Annotated in this window: 16 protein-coding genes; 10 read left to right on the top strand and 6 right to left on the bottom strand. The window is 72.8% G+C overall.

Features of this window, described 5'->3' with window-relative positions; all coding sequences use genetic code 11:
• The first annotated feature begins 3 nt into the window (after positions 1-3).
• Both FXF51_RS27455 and FXF51_RS27450 read left to right on the top strand, forming a co-directional pair.
• On the top strand, positions 4-981 hold the full coding sequence (locus tag FXF51_RS27455) for a GlxA family transcriptional regulator (protein WP_148437554.1): 978 nt from the start codon (positions 4-6) through the stop codon (positions 979-981).
• Complete coding sequence (locus FXF51_RS27450; protein WP_148437553.1) at positions 978-1,583, top strand: DJ-1/PfpI family protein; 606 nt, start codon at positions 978-980, stop codon at positions 1,581-1,583. The genes FXF51_RS27455 and FXF51_RS27450 overlap by 4 nt, the downstream gene beginning before the upstream one ends.
• On the opposite strand, the gene FXF51_RS27445 is transcribed toward FXF51_RS27450, so the two are convergent.
• Entirely contained in the window at positions 1,580-2,014 is a 435-nt protein-coding gene (locus FXF51_RS27445) for a MarR family winged helix-turn-helix transcriptional regulator (protein ID WP_148437552.1), read from the bottom strand. The genes FXF51_RS27450 and FXF51_RS27445 overlap by 4 nt on opposite strands.
• A 201-nt stretch (positions 2,015-2,215) precedes the next feature.
• On the opposite strand from FXF51_RS27445, the gene FXF51_RS27440 reads away from it, so the two are divergent.
• Both FXF51_RS27440 and FXF51_RS27435 read left to right on the top strand, forming a co-directional pair.
• A complete protein-coding gene (locus tag FXF51_RS27440; protein ID WP_262379875.1) occupies positions 2,216-3,034 on the top strand; it encodes an SAM-dependent methyltransferase in 819 nt (272 codons plus the stop codon).
• Between the two features lie 90 nt (positions 3,035-3,124).
• Positions 3,125-5,824 carry a S8 family serine peptidase gene (locus FXF51_RS27435; RefSeq protein WP_148437551.1) on the top strand — a complete coding sequence of 900 codons (2,700 nt, stop codon included), beginning with the start codon at positions 3,125-3,127 and terminating at the stop codon, positions 5,822-5,824.
• A gap of 25 nt (positions 5,825-5,849) precedes the next feature.
• Here the strand turns inward: FXF51_RS27435 and FXF51_RS27430 are convergent, their stop codons facing one another.
• On the bottom strand, positions 5,850-6,191 hold the full coding sequence (locus FXF51_RS27430) for an STAS domain-containing protein (protein ID WP_187414595.1): 342 nt from the start codon (positions 6,189-6,191) through the stop codon (positions 5,850-5,852).
• 110 nt (positions 6,192-6,301) lie between these two features.
• On the opposite strand from FXF51_RS27430, the gene FXF51_RS27425 reads away from it, so the two are divergent.
• The 3 genes from FXF51_RS27425 to FXF51_RS27415 are packed head-to-tail and all read left to right on the top strand — an operon-like array spanning position 6,302 to position 8,268.
• Complete coding sequence (locus tag FXF51_RS27425; RefSeq protein ID WP_262379874.1) at positions 6,302-6,775, top strand: MarR family winged helix-turn-helix transcriptional regulator; 474 nt, start codon at positions 6,302-6,304, stop codon at positions 6,773-6,775.
• A gap of 51 nt (positions 6,776-6,826) precedes the next feature.
• Complete coding sequence (locus FXF51_RS27420) at positions 6,827-7,567, top strand: phosphatase PAP2 family protein (RefSeq protein ID WP_262379873.1); 741 nt, start codon at positions 6,827-6,829, stop codon at positions 7,565-7,567.
• 11 nt (positions 7,568-7,578) lie between these two features.
• Positions 7,579-8,268 (top strand): phosphatase PAP2 family protein, encoded by a 690-nt coding sequence (locus FXF51_RS27415; RefSeq protein ID WP_148437548.1) that lies wholly within the window; start codon positions 7,579-7,581, stop codon positions 8,266-8,268.
• On the opposite strand, the gene FXF51_RS27410 is transcribed toward FXF51_RS27415, so the two are convergent.
• From FXF51_RS27410 to FXF51_RS27395, 4 genes are all read right to left on the bottom strand, one after another.
• Complete coding sequence (locus FXF51_RS27410; RefSeq protein WP_148437547.1) at positions 8,265-10,487, bottom strand: xanthine dehydrogenase family protein molybdopterin-binding subunit; 2,223 nt, start codon at positions 10,485-10,487, stop codon at positions 8,265-8,267. The genes FXF51_RS27415 and FXF51_RS27410 overlap by 4 nt on opposite strands.
• Positions 10,484-11,488 carry an FAD binding domain-containing protein gene (locus tag FXF51_RS27405; protein ID WP_148437546.1) on the bottom strand — a complete coding sequence of 335 codons (1,005 nt, stop codon included), beginning with the start codon at positions 11,486-11,488 and terminating at the stop codon, positions 10,484-10,486. The genes FXF51_RS27410 and FXF51_RS27405 overlap by 4 nt, the downstream gene beginning before the upstream one ends.
• A 3-nt stretch (positions 11,489-11,491) precedes the next feature.
• The gene (locus tag FXF51_RS27400; protein WP_148437545.1) at positions 11,492-11,983 is read right to left on the bottom strand and encodes a (2Fe-2S)-binding protein; all 492 of its coding nucleotides are present in this window, start codon (positions 11,981-11,983) and stop codon (positions 11,492-11,494) included.
• A 72-nt stretch (positions 11,984-12,055) separates the two neighbouring features.
• Positions 12,056-12,517: a hypothetical protein gene (locus tag FXF51_RS27395; protein ID WP_148437544.1), complete on the bottom strand. Its 462-nt coding sequence runs from the start codon at positions 12,515-12,517 to the stop codon at positions 12,056-12,058.
• Between the two features lie 235 nt (positions 12,518-12,752).
• Here FXF51_RS27395 and FXF51_RS27390 point away from each other — a divergent pair, with 235 nt between their 5' ends.
• The 3 genes from FXF51_RS27390 to FXF51_RS27380 are packed head-to-tail and all read left to right on the top strand — an operon-like array spanning position 12,753 to position 16,014.
• Complete coding sequence (locus tag FXF51_RS27390; RefSeq protein ID WP_148437543.1) at positions 12,753-14,411, top strand: purple acid phosphatase family protein; 1,659 nt, start codon at positions 12,753-12,755, stop codon at positions 14,409-14,411.
• A gap of 59 nt (positions 14,412-14,470) precedes the next feature.
• Positions 14,471-15,205, top strand: coding sequence for a hypothetical protein (locus tag FXF51_RS27385; RefSeq protein WP_148437542.1), 735 nt, complete (start codon positions 14,471-14,473; stop codon positions 15,203-15,205).
• Entirely contained in the window at positions 15,202-16,014 is an 813-nt protein-coding gene (locus FXF51_RS27380; protein ID WP_148437541.1) for a nickel/cobalt transporter, read from the top strand. The genes FXF51_RS27385 and FXF51_RS27380 overlap by 4 nt, the downstream gene beginning before the upstream one ends.
• Positions 16,015-16,027: the final 13 nt, after the last annotated feature.

Genomic DNA, 16,027 nt, shown 5'->3' with positions numbered 1-16,027 from the left:
GGGGTGAGTCAGCGCCGCATCGTCTTCGTCGTCTACGACGGCTTCCAGTCCCTCGACCTGACCGGCCCCTACGAGGTGTTCCAGCAGGCCGGACGGCGGTCGGGCCGCTACGCGTGCGAGATCGTGGCGCCTGAGCCCGGCCCCGTCCACACCGGCAGCGGCCTGCCCGTGCACGCCGGGCACGGCATCGGCACGCTGCCGTCCGGCGGCGTGGACACGCTCGTCGTGGCGGGCGGCAGCGGCGTCTACGCGGCCAGGCGCGATCCGGCGCTGGTCGGCTGGGTCGCCGCCGCGGGCGCCACGGCCCGCCGGGTGACGTCGGTGTGCACGGGGGCGTTCCTGCTGGCCGCCGCCGGCCTGCTCGACGGCCGCAGGGTCACCACCCATTGGGCCCGCGCGCAGCGGCTGGCAGAGGAGCATCCGGCCGTGACGGTGGACAGCGAGCCGATCTTCATCAGGGACGGGCGCGTGTGGTCCTCGGCGGGCGTGACCGCCGGCATGGACCTCGCCCTCGCACTCGTGGAGGACGACCTCGGCCAGGAGGTGGCGCTCGACGTGGCCCGCCACCTGGTGTTGTTCCTGCGCAGACCGGGCAACCAGTCCCAGTTCAGCGTGGCGCTGTGGTCCGCGCAGCCGTCCACCGACCCGATCCGCGCCGCCGTGGCGGCCATCCACGCCGACCCCGGCGCGCGGCACGACATCCAGGACCTCGCCGCGCACGCCGGGCTCAGCCCGCGCCACCTGCAGCGCCGCTTCACCGCCGAGCTCGGCGTCCCGCCCGGCTCGTACGTCGAGCGGGTCCGCGTCGAGGCGGCCCAGCGGGCGCTGGCGTCCGGCGACGAGCCCGTCGAGGTCATCGCCCGCCGCTGCGGCTTCGGCACCGCCGAGACGCTGCGCCGCACGTTCCACCGTCGCGTCGGCGTCGCGCCGTCCGACTACCGCGACCGATTCCACGCCAACGCCCAGGGAGGCGCCTCGTGACCACGTACGGACTGCTCATCTTCGACGACGCCGAGGAGCTCGACTTCGCCGGCCCCTGGGAGGTCTTCACCATGTCGGCGGCGCTGCGCGGCGGCGGCGACCGCGCGGTGCTGATCGCCGAGCACGCCCCCGCGCCCGTGCGTTGCGCGAAGGGCACGCGGGTGCTGCCCGACCACGGGCTCGACGAGCATCCGCCCCTGGACGTGCTGCTCGTCCCCGGCGGCAGGGGCGCCAGGAAGACGCAGATGCACAACCCCGCCGTCACCGGCTGGGTGGCCGGGGCGGCGGAGCGGGCGAGCTGGGTGGCGAGCGTGTGCACCGGCGCGTTCGTGCTGCACGCGGCCGGGCCGGCGCGCGGGCGGCGGGTGGCCACGCACCGGGACCACGAGGAGGAGCTGGAGGCGCTGGGCGACGTCACGGTCGTGCGGGACGTCCGGTACGTGGTGGACGGCAAGCTGCTCACCAGCCAGGGGGTCTCGGCCGGGATCGACGCCGCGCTGTGGCTCGTCGGGCGGCTCCACGGCCGCGACCACGCCCGCGCGGTGCGCGGGCAGATGCAGTACGAGCCAGCGCCCCCGTACCTGGCGGACGAGCCGCTCTAACCCGCGAACGCGGCCCGGATCGTGTCGCCCACCTGCCGCTGGATCGGGTCGGCGCCCTCCCCGAACAGCCGCTCGTCCACGTCGGCCACCGCCGCCCGCGCCCGCTCCATCAGCCGCGCCCCCTCGGCCGTGACCTCGATGGCCGACGCCGACCCGGCGCGGGCGGTGTTGTCGCGCACCAGCCCGGCCCCGGCCAGCGCCTTCACCGCCGCGTGCACGCTCTGCACGGTGATGCCCGACATCCGCGCCAGATCGCTGAACGAGACGCCGGGCATGGCGGCGATGTGCCCGAGCAGCCCGAGCCGGCTGACCGTGAGGTCGAGCGGCGAGAGAGCGGCGTTGAGCTCGGTCTCGACCTGGCGCGCGAGCGTGAGCACCACGATGGAGGCGCTGGTCGTCGGGGGTGCGGGGCGGTCGTCGTCGGAGCTCACCCCCCAAGTCTCCACCAGGGTCCGGCGTCATGGCGAACGACGGCGGCGTGCGGGAGCCGGGCGGGCATCCGGAGCGCGGGCCGGTCCGGATGATCTGCCGCACCGCCGCTCATGACGGCGGCCTGCCGCGCTGGAACGGGCACTTCTCCCGTACCAGACTGATCGCTAGGCTGGCGGCACCTCGGTGCAGGGAGACGACGCGTGAGTGCTGTTGAGCCGGACGTGCCCGGTGTTGACCCCACGGTTCCCAGCGTGGCCCGCATGTACGACTACTACCTGGGCGGAAAGGACAACTTCCCCGCGGACCGGGAGGCGGCGGAGAAGATCATCGCGATCGTCCCCGAGGTGCGTGAGACGGCCCGCGACAACCGGGCCTTCCTCGGCAGCGCCGTGCGCGTCATGGCCGAGCAGGGGGTGCGGCAGTTCCTCGACATCGGCGCCGGCCTGCCCACACAGGAGAACGTGCACCAGGTCGCGCAGCGGATCGTGCCGGACGCCCGCGTCGTCTACGTGGACAACGATCCGATCGTCCTGACGCACGCCCGCGCCCTGCTCGCCGACAACCCGTACACGCTGGCCTTGTGGGGCGACATCACCGACCCGGCGGCGCTGCTGAGCGACCCGGAGCTGTCCGGGCACCTGGACTTCAGCCGGCCGGTGGGGCTGCTGACGTCGGCGGTGCTGCACTTCGTGCCGGGCGACCAGCAGACGAGCGACATCGTCAAGACGCTGCGCGCGCCGCTCGCGCCGGGCAGCCACCTGCTGATCTCGCACTTCTACGCGCCGGACACCGGCGACCCGAAGGTCAGGGCGGGCCAGCAGGTGTACAAGGCGACCAGGCCGGGCGCGCTGATCGCCCGTTCGCTGCGGCAGATCGGCGCCTACTTCGACGGGCTGAGCCTGCTGGAGCCCGGCCTCGTCCCCGTCAAGTCGTGGCGGCCTGACTCGGAGCTGGACCGGCAGGTCGAGGTGGATCTCGCCGCGCCCGCGCTCGTCGGCGCGGTCGGCCGGGTGTCTTAGGGACTTCCCTAGGTCGTGCCCTGACGACAGGGTGTGACCGGCTGCATAGTGTCGGCACCTCTCCTCTCTCTGTGAAGAAGGTGCCGGGCCATGGCCACTCCCCATGCGGAAGGCAGCGAGTTCAGCTACGTCGACAAGACCAACGGCCGTCTCACGTCCTTCGCCGCCAAACCCGACGAGGCCATGGTGACGTTCGCGCCGCGGGCCCAGGCGGAGATCGACACGCTCAACCGGATCGTCGCCGACCCTGCCCTGCTGTCCGTCAGCCAGGGCTACGACCTGGAGCGGGGCTTCGCCGCCGTCTACGTCAGCCCGACCCGGATGGGCGACGTGGCCGCGCAGGCCGAGGTCACGAACTCGCTCCCTGTCATGATCGACGAGCACGGCGCGTCCAGGTACTTCCTGCCGGACGAGCTCACCGTGCAGTTCCGCCCCGGCGTCGAGGCGGCCCGCGCCGAGGAGATCATCGGGCAGCGGGGCAGCCGCGTCCTGGTGCGTCAGCGCACGCCCGGCTACTACACGATGGCGGTGCCGGAGGGGCGCGGCCTGTTCGAGGCGATCCGCGAGCTGTCCGGGCTGGACGAGGTGGCCTTCGCCGAGCCCAGCGAGGTGGGCTTCAACAGCAAGCTGCTGTTCATCCCCGGCGACGCGGACTTCGGCAGGCTGTGGGGCATGCGCAACACCGGCCAGACGGTGAACGGCGCCGCCGGGCTCGCGGACGCCGACATCCACGCCGGCGAGGCGTGGGAGATCACCAGGGGCGACCCCGAGGTGATCCTCACCGTCATCGACACCGGCACCGCGATCACCCACCCCGACCTGGCGGCCAACATCCTGCCGCGCGGCGCGGAGGACTGGGACTTCGCCGACACCGGCGACCCCGTCCCCGAGGACGAGGACGGCCACGGCACGCACGTCGCGGGCACCTGCGCCGCCGTGAACGACGCGGTCGGCGTCGTCGGCGTGGCGCCGCTCTGCCGCGTGATGCCGCTGCGCGTGGACCTTACCACCGGCATGAACCAGAACCGCGCCGACGCGATCAACTACGTGGCCGCCCAGGCCGGCGCGCACGCCGAGCGCCGCTACGTCGTCAACTGCAGCTGGCGGATGAACGGCGACCACGCGGGCGTGCGGACCGCCATCCAGAACGCGGTCGCCGCGAACGTCGTCGTGGTCTTCGCCGCGGGCAACGCCGGCACCAACACCGACATCACCCCGCAGTTCCCCGGCGTCTACCCGGACGTGATCGCGGTGGCCGCGCTCGACCAGTCCGACCGCAAGGCCACGTTCTCCAACTTCGGCACCAACGTGGACGTCTCCGCGCCCGGCGTCAACATCTGGTCCACCTTCCCGAACGGCGGCTACGCCTTCCTCGACGGCACCTCGATGGCCTCGCCGCACGTGGCGGGGGTGGCCGCGCTCATCTGGTCGCGCAACCGCAACCTGACGAACCTCCAGGTCCGCCGGATCCTGGAGAGCACCTGCGACAACATCGACGCGACCAACGCCGGCTTCATCGGCATGCTGGGCGGCGGGCGCGTCAACGCGATGAGCGCGGTCACCTCGCCGCTCATCTTTCCCGCCGTGATCGAGTACACCGCCGACCTGACGGGGGACAGGAAGGCCGACGTCGTCGGCTTCGGCGACGCGGGCATGTACGTCTCCAGGAACCAGGGGAACGGCCAGTTCGCCGCGCCCGTGCTCGCGATCGGCAACTTCGGGTACGAGGCGGGCGGCTGGCGGGTGGAGCGTCACCCGCGCTTCCTGGCCGACCTGACCGCCGACGGCCGGGCCGACGTGGTCGGGTTCGGCGACGCGGGCGTGTGGGTGTCCCGCAACAACGGCAACGCCACGTTCCAGGGGCCGCAGCTCGTCGTGCAGAACTTCGGGTACGAGGCGGGCGGCTGGCGCGTCGAACGCCATCCGCGCTTCCTGGCGGACCTGACCGGCGACAGGCGGGCCGACATCGTCGGCTTCGGTTACGGCGGGGTGTGGACGTCCCGCAACAACGGCAACGGCACCTTCCAGGGCCCTCAGCTCGTCGTGCAGAACTTCGGCTATGACGCGGGCGGCTGGCGGGTGGAGCGCCATCCGCGTTTCCTGGCCGACCTGACCGGGGACGGCCGGGCCGACATCGTCGGGTTCGGCTACGCGGGCGTGTGGGTGTCGCTGAACAACGGCAACGGCACCTTCCAGGCGCCGCAGCTCGTCGTCGGCAACTTCGGCTACGACGCGGGCGGCTGGCGGGTGGAGCGCCACCCGCGCTTCCTGGCGGACCTGACCGGCGACAGGCGGGCCGACATCGTCGGCTTCGGCGACGGCGGCGTGTGGGTGTCGCTGAACAACGGCAACGGCACCTTCCAGCCGCCGCAGCTCGTGGTGCAGAACTTCGGGTACGAGGCGGGCGGCTGGCGCGTCGAACGCCATCCGCGTTTCCTGGCCGACCTGACCGGGGACGGCAGGGCCGACATCATCGGGTTCGGCTACGCCGGAGCCTGGGTGTCGCTGAACAACGGCAACGGCACGTTCCAGGCGCCACAGCTCGTCGTCGGCAACTTCGGCTACGACGCCGGCGGCTGGCGCGTCGAGCGTCACCCGCGCTTCGTCGCCGACCTCACGGGCGACGCCCAGGCCGACATCCTCGGCTTCGGCCACGCGGGCGCGTGGGTCTCCATCAACAGCGGCAAGGGCGCTTTCGGCAACCCCGACCTGAGGATCGGCGACTTCGGCTACGGCGCCGGAGGCTGGCGCACGCACAAGCACCCGCGCCTGGTCGTCGGGCCGCGCTGACCCGGCGGCACCGTCGCGACCTGCCTCACGACCCGGTCGTCGTGAGGCAGAACCGTTTGTCCAGCCCCGTCATCCGGAGCAGCCGGGTGATGCGTGGTTGAGCGCCGCTCAGCCGGAGCGTGCCTCCGGCGGCTTCGGCGCTGTTGGCGGCCCAGATCAGCGTGTTGAGCCCCGATGAGTCGCAGAAGGCGACGTCTTGCAGATCGACGATCACGGACGGCGGCCTGAGGCAGGACAGCGCCTCGGCCAGTCCGTTGCGGAACTCCTCCTTGGAGGCCAGATCCAGGTCACCAGCAGGACGCAGGACAGCCGCGTCGTCACTCTCGGTGACGGCCCAGGAGAAGCCGGTGCGGTCTGCGCTTCTCATTCCACCCCTCCGCTTTGCAACGGTTCGCATATTTATCATTGCACAGTGCAATAAAACTGGGAAGTTACACTCAGGAGCCCCCGGAAAGCCGGCGACAGGTGCCATTGACTGTGGACGACGACGGTGAGGACCTCGACGCGGTCATCACGGCCGTGCTCGCGGGCTCCCGGCTGCTCATCTCCGTCGCCGCCCGGTCACTCGCGGCCGTCGAGGACAAGATCACCCTGCCGCAGTTCAGGATGCTGGTGCTGCTGGCCGGCCACGGCGGCGTCAACCTGGTCACCATGGCCGAGCTGCTCGACGTCAACTCCTCCACGGCCATGCGGATGGCCGACCGCCTCGCCGGCGCCGGCCTGATCGTCAGGGAGGTCAACCCGCACAACCGGCGGGAGAGCATGATGCGGCTGACCGAGGAGGGGCACCGCATCGTGGACGAGGTGATGGCCCGCCGCAGGAAGCAGATCGGCGAGATCGTCTCCCGCATGTCCGCCACCCAGCGCCAGGCGCTCATCTCGGCCATGAACGCCTTCAACGAGGCGGGCGGCGAGTCCGCCGCGAGCCTGCCGCAGTGGCCCGGAGTCTGAGCCGGCCCCCGATCAGGAATCAACGCGTTCTGTTGGGGTAGCCGAGCGCGGATGCGCAACGAGGGAATGCGGAGTGGCCGGCTCGGGGCCCGCGGCCTGGGGCCGCGGCTGACCCTGGCCGGCCTCGCCGCGTGGCTCATTCTGATCCCGTTCAGCCTGCTGCTGCTGGTGGCCAAGATGCCCCTCAACGACCTGGACGCGGGGGTCGCCGCCGAGCTGCACGCGTACGCGCTCGCCAACCCCGGCGTGACCAGGGTGCTCATCGTGTGGACCGACGTCTTCGGGCCGTGGCCGTGGCGGATCGCCGTCATCGCGTGCGCCCTGTGGCTGCTGCGCAAGGGCGCCACCGGGGTGGCCGCCTGGGCGGTCACCACCATCACCGTGGGCGGGCTGCTCGGGCTGGCGATCAAGGTGATCGTCGACCGGGCCAGGCCGATGCTGCCCGACCCCGTCGCGCTGGCCCCCGGCGACAGCTTCCCGTCCGGGCACACGGTCAACGCGACGCTCGGCGCGGGCATCATCGTGCTGATCCTGCTGCCCGTGCTGCCCCGCTGGGGGCGGCGGGTGGCCTGGGCGGTGGCCGCCTTCCTGGCGCTGTCCGTCGGATACACCAGGATCGCGCTCGGCGTGCACTGGATGAGCGACGTGGTCGCGGGGCTGGTGCTGGGGGTGGCGACGATCGCCGCGACGGCGGCGGCATTCGAGACGTGGCGGCGGGGCCAGGGTCGCAGGCCCTCCTCGCCGGTGGCAGAAGGAGTCGAGCCCGAGTCGGTACGGGCGCTTCGTGAGTGAAGGGGTGCTTCGTGAGCAAGACCGAGAATGTCAAGTATTACGGGCTGACGCTGTTATCACCGATGCTGCTGATGGCGGCGGTGACGTACGGCGCCGGCCAGGCGATCCTGGCCTGGCCCACCGGCGAGGCGGAGCTGAGCCGCGACCTGGCCGCAGCCCGCGACCCGGCCTGGAACACCGCCACCGACCTGGGCAGCAGCCTGTCCGACACGCCCTACATCGTCGCGCTCACGGCGGTGATGGCGATCGTCTTCAGGCTCTGGTTCCACCGGTGGCGCGAGTCGGTCTTCCTGGTGGCGGCCGTGTGGAGCCAGTCGCTGGTGTTCCTGGCCACCACCGAGGTCGTCGGACGGCACCGTCCGCCCGTCAAGCACCTCGACCCCGCGCCGCCCACCTCCAGCTTCCCGTCCGGGCACGTCAGCGCGGCGGTCGCGTTCTACTGCGGGGTCGCGGTCGTCCTGAGCACGCGCGTGCGCAGCACGGCGGCGCGGGTGGCGATCTGGACGCCCGCGGTCGCCGCGCCCCTGATGGTCGCCTTCTCGCGGCTCTACCGCGGCATGCACTTCCTCACCGACGTCATGTGGGGCCTGCTGCTCGGCGCCGCCTGTGTGGTGATGGCCTTCTGGGCGATCCTGCGCCGCCGCGACACCGCCGGACCCTCCCACTCCGCCAGAGCGGCGGTACGGGCCGGGCATGGTTAGAGCAGGTCCTCGACGCGGATCGGCAGGCGGCGCGGGCGGCGGCCGGTGGCGTGGAAGACGGCGTTCGCGATGGCCGGGGCGACCCCCACCAGGGCCACCTCTCCCAGGGTCTTGACGCCCGTCGGGTTGAGCGTGAAGTCCGGCTCGTCGATGAAGTCCACCTCGATCCGGCCGACGTCCGCGTTGACCGGGATCACGTAGTCGGCCAGGTCGGCGTTGACGAAGCCGCCGTAGCGGGGATCGACCTCGCTGTGCTCGCTCAGCGCCGCGCCGATGCCCCACACCACCGCGCCGCGCACCTGCGCGTCCGCGGTGACGGGGCTGGCCACCCGGCCGCAGTCGGCCACGCTCACCACCCGCGTGACGCGCACGCGCGGCGCGGCCGGGTCCACCCGCACCTCGGCGAAGTGCGCGATGAAGCTGAACGCGACATGCCCGGGATAGTCGGGGCCCGCGGGGGCGACCAGGCCCGCGCGCATACGGTCGATCGCCGCGGGCGGCTGGCCGGGGCCCTGCGTGACGGCCTCGGCCACCACCTCCTCCACGCCGGACGCCCTGACGGCCGCCGCCACGTCCACGGGGCCCTCCGGTGGCACGCCCAGGCGTTCGCGCAGCTCCCGCAGGGCGGCGTGGACCGCGAGCAGCGAGCTGTTGGTGCCCCACGCGCCCGCCGTCAGATGGTGCGGCACGACCCGCGTGTCCCCGACGACGGCTCGTACGCAAGCGGCGCCGATGCCCAGATCACCCGCGACGGCGCGGACCAGGGCGGTCGTGATGCCCTGGCCCATCTCGTGCCCGCCCACCTCGACCCGCACCCCGCCGTCCGCGCCGGCCCGCAGGCGGGCCAGCACCGGCACCGTCATCACCGGGTACGCCCCCGCCGCCACCCCCCAGCCCACCGTCGCCCCGTCGGGCGCGCGCATCGAGCCGGGATCCGGCGAGCGGCCCGCCCAGCCGAACAGCTCCGCGCCCCGCCGCAGGCACGCCGCCAGGTGACGGGACGTGAACGGCTTGCCCGTGACCGGATCCGCGCCCGCGTCGTTGGCCAGGCGCAGCTCCACCGGATCCCGCCCCGCCGCGTGGGCCAGCTCGTCCACCGCCGACTCCAGCGCGAACGCCGCCGGATGCTCGAACGGCGCGCGCATGTAGCCGGGCGTCTGCGCGTCGGTCCTGACGTGGCGCTGGCGGCCGCGGAAGTTCCTGATGTCGTACAGGCGGGAGGTGATCTCCGTGTACGTGGCGGGCAGCAGGTCGTGGCGGGACGCCTGCTGGTCCACCTCGTGGATCGCGGCCAGCAGCCGCCCGGAACGGTCGGCGCCGAGCCGGACGCGATGCCTGCTCACCGGGCGGAAACTGGCCGCGTGGAAGGTGTGGGCGCGGGGCAGCACCAGCTTCACCGGACGGCCCAGCCGGCGCGCCGCCACCGCCAGGGGCGCGAGGTGCGGCTGCAACGAGTTCTTCTGGCCGAACGCGCCGCCCACGTACGGGGCGACGACCTCGACGTTCTCCGGGGCGATGCCGAGCTGGCGGGCCAGGCCGCCGCGCAGCGCGCCGACGCTCTGGGAGCCCTCGTGGACCACCAGCGTGTCGCCCCGCCACTCCGCCACCCCGCCGATCAGCTCCATCGGCACCTGGTGCTGCGGGCCCGCCTCGTAGACGGCGTCCACGCGCAGCGGGCTGCGCTCGTACGCGCCGTCGGCGTCGCCCACGACGACGTCGGCGAGGAACGGCAGCGGCAGGGCCTCCTCCTGGAGCACCGTCTCGGTGCCGTCCGCGTCCAGCTCCACCGCGAACGGCTCCGTCTCGTACGTCGCCCGCACCAGCGCGGCGGCCTCGGTGGCGGCGACCAGCGTGTCCGCCACGACCAGCGCGATCGGCTGGCCGCGGTAGGCGACGTGGTCGTCCAGGAGCGGTTGCAGGCTCTGGAAGGCGTAGCCGTCGGCCATGATGTAGCCGGCGGGGGCGATGTCGGGGGCGTCGAGGTGCGACAGGAGGAGCAGGACGCCGGGGACGGCGGCGGCGTCGGTGGTGTCGAGGGCGGTGACGCGGCCCTTGCCGACGGTCGCGACGACCGGCATGGCGTAGGCGACGCCGGGCGGGGTGTGGTCGGCGCCGTAGCGGGCCTGACCGGTCACCTTCTCCCGCGCGTCGACCCGGGACGTTTCTGCGTCCGCCGCCTTCTCCCGCGCGCCGGCCCGGGACGTTTCTGCGTCGGTCATCGCTCGGCCCGCTCTCCGGCGATCCGCAGCGCCTCGGCGACGGTGCGGACGCCCAGCTCGATCCGGAACGCGTTGTGCGCGCCCGGGCGCGCGCCGGCGAACGCGGACTCCCCGGCCCGCCGCGCGCTGCGCCTGTCCAGCACCGCCCCCACCAGCTCCCGTTCGGCGGAGTGGCAGCGCCAGGGCCGGGTGGCGACGCCGCCCACGGCGACGCGGCACTCCCGCACCGTCCCGCCCTCGCCCAGCGCGACGGCCACCGCCGCCGAGGCGAGCGCGAACGCGTACGACTCCCGGTCCCTGACCTTGTGATAGGTCGATCCGCGGCCGGCGGCGGTGACCGGCACGCGGATGCGGGTGATGATCTCGTCCCAGGCCAGCGTGTGCTCCTGGTCCGGCCTGTCCCCTGGCTCGACGTGCAGGGCGGCGAGGGGCAGCGTGCGCGGGCCGCGCGGCCCCGTCACGTCCACCTCGGCGTCGAAGGCGATCAGCGCGACCGCCCAGTCACCCGGATAGGTGGCGATGCACGCGTCGCTGCCGCCGAGCAGGGCGTGCCCCCGGTCCAGGCCGCCGATCGCCGCGCAGCCGCTGCCGGGCCGCCGCTTGTTGCACGGGAACGCGGGGCCGCCGCGGAAGTAGGCGCAGCGGGTGCGCTGGAGCAGGTTGCCGCCCACGGTGGCCATGTTGCGCAACTGCTGGGAGGCGGCCTTGGCCAGGGATTCCGTGAGCGCCGGGTAGTCGCGGCGGAGCATCGGGTCGGCCGCCACGTCGGCCATCAGCGCGCCGGCGCCGAACGACAGCTCCCTCGATCCGGCCGTGTCGATGCCGGTCAGCTCGGGAAGCGCGCGGATGTCCACGACGGCGCGCGGGGTCTCGATGTCCAGTTTCATGAGGTCGTACAGGGTGGTGCCGCCGGCCAGCAGCCTGGTGCCGGGGCCGGACTCGGACAGGGCGCGGACGGCCTCGTCCAGGGTGGCCGGCGCCGTGTAGGAGAACGGGCGCACGCCTCAACCCCCCGGCCGTCCGGCGGCACGTCCGGCGGCGGCGCGGATCGCGGCCAGGATGCCCGTGTACGCGCCGCATCGGCACAGGTTCCCGCTCATGTGCTCGCGGATCTCGTCGTCGTCACCGGCGTTGCCCTCGGCGACGCAGGCCAGCCCCGACATCACCTGTCCGGGCGTGCAATAACCGCACTGGAGGGCGTCGTGATCCACGAACGCCTGCTGGAGCGGATGCAGCCCGCCGTCGGCCCCCGCCACCCCCTCGATCGTCCGCACCGACCGGCGATGCGCCTGCACGGCGGGGAGCAGGCAGGACACGACGCGCCGCCCGTCCACGTGAACCGTGCAGGCCCCGCACTGCCCGTGATCACAGCCCTTCTTCGCCCCGGTCAGACCCAGCCGCTCGCGCAGGACGTCGAGCAGCGACTCCCGCGGGTCCAGATCCAGGCGGACGTCCTGACCGTTGACCGTGAGCTCGGTCGCTACCTCCGAGGTCATATGCGCAACGCTAGTACCGAACATCGCCTTTATCCCCATATGGCCGGATAAGGAGAGGTCAAGAATGGCTGGTCAGGGCAACACCGACCCCGTGAGGCGTCCGGTGCGGCGGTAGACGGCGCACATGACGTCGCGGTCGCCGTCCGCCCACGTCTCGACGGTCGGCATGATCGGGTAGTAGGGCAGGTCGGCGCGCTCCCGCCCCCACAGCTCGGCGTAGCGCTCGCCGCAGCTCCGCCAGGCGAACGCCGACAGCGCCGCCCGGTCGTACGGGCCGTCGGGGGCGTGGGTGAAGCCGTACGACTGGTTGTCGGCCCCGTCGGCGCACGGCGTGTAGACCACGGTCCGCTCGCCCGCCCCCTGCGAGTACGCCGGGTCGCTGAAGCACTCGCCGCCCTCGATCAGCAGGATCCCGGTCGTCTCCGCGGTGATGAACGCGTCCGTCTTGGTCACCGGCTGCGCGGGCGGCACCACGAACAGCGTGCCGAGCGCGGCCACGGCGGGCAGCAGACTCCAGCGGCGGGTCGCCGCCATCCGTTCACCTCCCGCTCACGCGCACGATCATCCGCCGGCGATCGTAGGCGGCAGGCGGGAAACGGCGGGCCAACGGCCGATGACGGCCGCATTTCCGATCGTGAATTCATCTCGCGGACAGTCTTGGGACAGATGAGCGTCAGCGATGCCTGGGTGAATGCGCTGGCGCCCATCTCGCGCTCGCGGATGGGCGAGTACCGCTTGTCGATGGAGTGAACAAGAAGTGAATCAGCCCATGAAGCCGCGGTTCCCCGGCTCACGGCAGACGAAGCTCGCGGCGGCCGGCGCCGGCGTGCTGCTGGTCGGCGGGTTAGCCTTCGGCCCCGCGGCCGTCGGCGCGGCGGCGCCGCCCGTCTACCCGGCCGCCGAGGTCCACAAGCCGACCCCCATCCCCGACCGCGTCATCCTCATCCCCACCACCACGCCGGCCACCAGCCAGCGCGTGTCGTGGCGCGCCGAGGCCGCCGCCGACGTCGCCCAGGCGCAGCTCCTGGTGGCGCCGCGCGCGCTCGGCGACGTCAAGCCGGCCGCGGGCGCCGTCACCACCGTCCAGGCGCTGGCCAGCACCCCGGTCAACACCACGCTCGGGTACGCCTCCACGTACCACACCGCCGAGTTCACCGGCCTCCAGCCGAACACCCGCTACACCTACCGGGTCGGCGACGGCACGAACTGGAGCGCGTGGACCGACTTCACCACCGCCGCGGCGGGCTTCGAGCCGTTCTCGTTCATCTACTACGGCGACGCGCAGAACTACCTCGACTCCGCCGTGCCGCGCGTCTTCCGCCAGGCGTTCGCCGACCGGCCGCAGGCCAAGGCGATCGTCAACGCCGGCGACCTCATCGACTCCGCCAACAGCGAGGAGCAGTGGGGCCAGTGGTTCAAGGCAGGCGGCTTCATCGACGGCCAGGTCAACAACATCTCGGTGCCGGGCAACCACGAGTACAGCGGCGGCCTGTCCACGTTCTGGCGGCCGCAGTTCCCGTATCCGGACAACGGACCCGGTAACGCCGAGCTGAAGCAGACCGCCTACACCCTCGACTACCAGGGCGTCCGCTTCATCGGCCTGGACACCAACTACCAGAGCAACGCCACCCTGATGGCCGCCCAGACGGCGTGGCTGGAGAACCTGCTCAAGGACAACCCGAACAAGTGGACCGTGGTGACCTTCCACCACCCCGTCTACTCGACCACGGGCACCCGCAACAACCCGAACGTCCGCGCCCAGTGGGCGCCGCTGTTCGAGAAGTACGGCGTGGACCTGGTGCTTCAGGGCCACGACCACTCCTACGGGCGCGGCAACCCGGTCTCGGCGCGCAAGTCGGCGACCGTGCACAACGGCGTCGCCTACGTCGTGTCCGTCTCCGGCGGCAAGATGTACGCGCTCAACGGCGGCGAGAACTGGACGGGCAACGGCGCCGAGGTGCGCAGCACCGCCCAGAACACCCAGCTCTACCAGCTCATCGACGTCACCGCCGACACCGTCACGTTCGAGGCCCGCTACGCCAACGGCGAGCACCACGACGGGTTCGTGATCCGGAAGAACAAGCAGGGCGAGCGCACCGTCAACGACCTGCGCACCCCGGAGAACACCGTCGGCGAGCAGGCCACCGTGGACAAGACGTCGGTGCGGCGGCTGGAGACCGTGAAGGTCGGCGCCTACGGGTACGACCCGGGGGAGAAGGTCGCGATCTGGTGGCGCGAGAGGGGCGACGACACGGCTCGCCACGGGCGCAACGGCACGCTGATCGGCTACGAGAAGGCCGATGAGCTGGGCCGGGTCGAGGAGACCGTCCGGGTGCCCGCGCTGGTGAGGAAGGGCGGGGTGTACGAGGTGTATCTGGACAGCCAGAACCAGAAGATCACCAGCCCTGCCGTCACCGTGACCAAGTGATTCACCCCGGGTGGGGCGCTGTCCCGGCCCCACCCGGGTTTCAGCACAGGAGTCTCCCCTTGACCTTCCCCCTCTCGGCACGCCGCCTGCGCGTGCCGCTCATCACCGCGCTGTCCTTGACCGCGCTGTCCGTCACCGTGCTGCTCGTCACTGTGCTGCTCGTCACCGTGCTGCTCGTCACCGGCGCCGTGACCCCGGCGCCCGCGCGCGCGGCCTCGGCGCACCCCTTCGGCCCGCCGTCCACGGCCAAGATCGGCGCCGACGGCAACCGGGTGACCCTCGCCTGGCTGCCCGCCGAGGACGACTGGGTGGCGCTCGGCCGCTCGGTCGGCGCGTTCGACCCACCCGTCGGCAACACAGCCGCCGACACCTCGATGACGGGCGAGCAGAAGCTGGCAGGCTCCGCCGCGGTCCGCGACTACCTGCTGGCCCACGTCGGCGTCACCCAGGCGGGCCGTCCCTGCGCGGCGGAGCTCGCCCCGCTGGAGCGGCTGCTCGCCGAGGGCGCCCGCTTCAGCTTCGAGTGCCCGGACCCGGTCGTGGACGTGGACGTGCGCGTCGGCGCGCTGACGGACCTGCACGAGGCGTACCGCACGATGCTCACCGCCGAGACGCCCGCCGAGCCCGCCAAGGCGCTGCTCACGGCGGAGGCCGACACCCGCAGGCTGCGCTTCGACCCGTCGGCGACCGGCGGCACCTCACTGCTGGTGCCGGCCGTCGCGCTGGTGGCCGTGCTCGGCGTGCTGGCCGCCCTCCTCCTGCGCCGCCGGCGCTCCTCGGACGTGCCCGCATGAACGGCATCACCGGACCCGACAACTACCTGATCGGGCTGTTCGACGGGGCGGGCGCGTTCTGGCTCGCGCTGGTCGTCGCGCTCGGGGTGGGCGCGCTGCACGCGGTCGCGCCGGGGCACGGCAAGAGCGTGACGGCCGCGTACCTGATCGGCACGCACGGGCGGTACCGCGACGCGCTGCGGCTGGGGGTGGTCGTGGCGCTGATGCACACGGTGTCGGTGCTGGCGCTCGCGCTGGCGTGGGTCGGGCTGAGCAGCGCGGCGGCCGTCGGCACCGAGGCCGTCACGGCGTGGCTGCAGGTGGTGGCGGGGGTGGTGGTGATCGGCGTGGGGGCGCACCTGACGTATCGGCACTTCCGCAACCGCAGGACGCACGCGCACTCGCATGGTCACGGGCACGGTCACGGGCACGGGCACGGTCACGGTCACGGTCACGGGCATGGGCATGGGCATGGGCATGGGCACGGGCAGATGGATGACCCGTGGTCGGCGCGCGGGCTCACCGCGCTGGCGCTCTCCGGCGGGCTGGTCCCGTCGCCGTCGGCGTTCATCATGCTGGTCAGCGGCCTGCTCACCGGCCGGTCCCTGGACGCGGTCGTGCTGGTGCTGGCGTTCGGCGCCGGGATGGCCGTCACGCTGACCGCCGTCGGCGTCGTGACGGTGCGGGGCGCGGCGGTGCTGAGCAGTCACGCGCCTCGCGTGCGCCTGCTGCGATCGGTCGCGGCCTGGACGCCCGCGCTGGCGGGCGTCGCCGTGGCGATCGGCGGCTGCCTGTACCTGGCCACCGCCGTCACGGCCCTGGCGTCATGAGAGGGCGTCATGA

It is taken from the genome of Nonomuraea sp. PA05, assembly GCF_008086045.1.
GTDB lineage: Bacteria > Actinomycetota > Actinomycetes > Streptosporangiales > Streptosporangiaceae > Nonomuraea > Nonomuraea monospora.
The sequence above is the reverse complement of the archived record's forward strand: the minus strand, read 5'-3'. Positions and strand labels throughout refer to the sequence as shown.

Coding starts and splice junctions, on each gene's coding strand:
- FXF51_RS27435 (WP_148437551.1), top strand. CDS start 3,125: ATGGCCACTCCCCATGCGGAAGGCAGCGAGTTCAGCTACGTCGACAAG.
- FXF51_RS27430 (WP_187414595.1), bottom strand. CDS start 6,191: ATGAGAAGCGCAGACCGCACCGGCTTCTCCTGGGCCGTCACCGAGAGT.
- FXF51_RS27420 (WP_262379873.1), top strand. CDS start 6,827: ATGCGCAACGAGGGAATGCGGAGTGGCCGGCTCGGGGCCCGCGGCCTG.
- FXF51_RS27410 (WP_148437547.1), bottom strand. CDS start 10,487: ATGACCGACGCAGAAACGTCCCGGGCCGGCGCGCGGGAGAAGGCGGCG.
- FXF51_RS27400 (WP_148437545.1), bottom strand. CDS start 11,983: ATGACCTCGGAGGTAGCGACCGAGCTCACGGTCAACGGTCAGGACGTC.
- FXF51_RS27395 (WP_148437544.1), bottom strand. CDS start 12,517: ATGGCGGCGACCCGCCGCTGGAGTCTGCTGCCCGCCGTGGCCGCGCTC.
- FXF51_RS27390 (WP_148437543.1), top strand. CDS start 12,753: ATGAAGCCGCGGTTCCCCGGCTCACGGCAGACGAAGCTCGCGGCGGCC.
- FXF51_RS27380 (WP_148437541.1), top strand. CDS start 15,202: ATGAACGGCATCACCGGACCCGACAACTACCTGATCGGGCTGTTCGAC.